This window comes from Synechococcus sp. H55.11 (genome assembly GCF_047462475.1).
GTDB lineage: Bacteria > Cyanobacteriota > Cyanobacteriia > Thermostichales > Thermostichaceae > Thermostichus.
Genome location: NZ_JANSJI010000282.1, coordinates 1 through 739 on the forward strand (window position 1 = coordinate 1; position 739 = coordinate 739).

Genomic DNA, 739 nt, shown 5'->3' on the forward strand with positions numbered 1-739 from the left:
AGTGGTTGCCGCTGTCGGCCACCCACAATCCCCCTTTGGGATCCCAGAGCAGCCCCTGTGGGGAGTCGAACTCAGCTTGGTCGGCTGCTCCGTCGCGGCGGCCTGCTTGGCCTGTGCCGGCCCAAACTTCCAATTCCCCCTCTGGAGAAAGCCGGAAAATCCGGTGCTGAGCTGGGTCGGCTAAGTACAGGGATCCCTCTGGATCCACGGCAATGCCCCCGATCTGCTGTAGGTAGATTCTGGACTCGCTGCCGGTGTTGCCTGACGGATCTGCTGCAGGCGCCGTGCGGCCATCCAACAAGGTTTCCACCACCCAAGCCGACGCTGCCGGAGCAGTGGGAGTGGGGGCGGGAGTCGCCACAGGCCAATCATAGACCAGTGTACCCAGCCCCTGCCCTGCAGCATCGGCAACAGCGACCCAAACGGAGCCGGAAAGAGAAGAAGGCGGCATCACCGCCAGACGGTCACCGCTGCGGGAGCGGATCTCCCCCCTCAGGAGGCGCTCGGGATTGGCGGCTGAAGCAAACAAAACCGTTTCTGCCCGCTCCAGATTTTCTCCCGACAACAGCAGCGGCTGACCAGGCGCCGGCACCCCCGAGCCCGTGTGCAGCAGCGGCACCCCCACCTCGGAGAGCACCAACATGGCCAGGCGGCGATTGGCCCCGCCAGAGCCCCCAGAGCGGGCAGAAAGGGTCAGGGATCCCTTTCCTTGCGCCAAGGTGGTGGATCCCCGGTAGGC

General features: G+C 65.4%; 1 pseudogene. It reads right to left on the bottom strand.

Annotated features, from left to right (window positions below):
• Positions 1-739, bottom strand: a pseudogene (locus tag NW853_RS11270) (hypothetical protein); the annotation flags it as partial.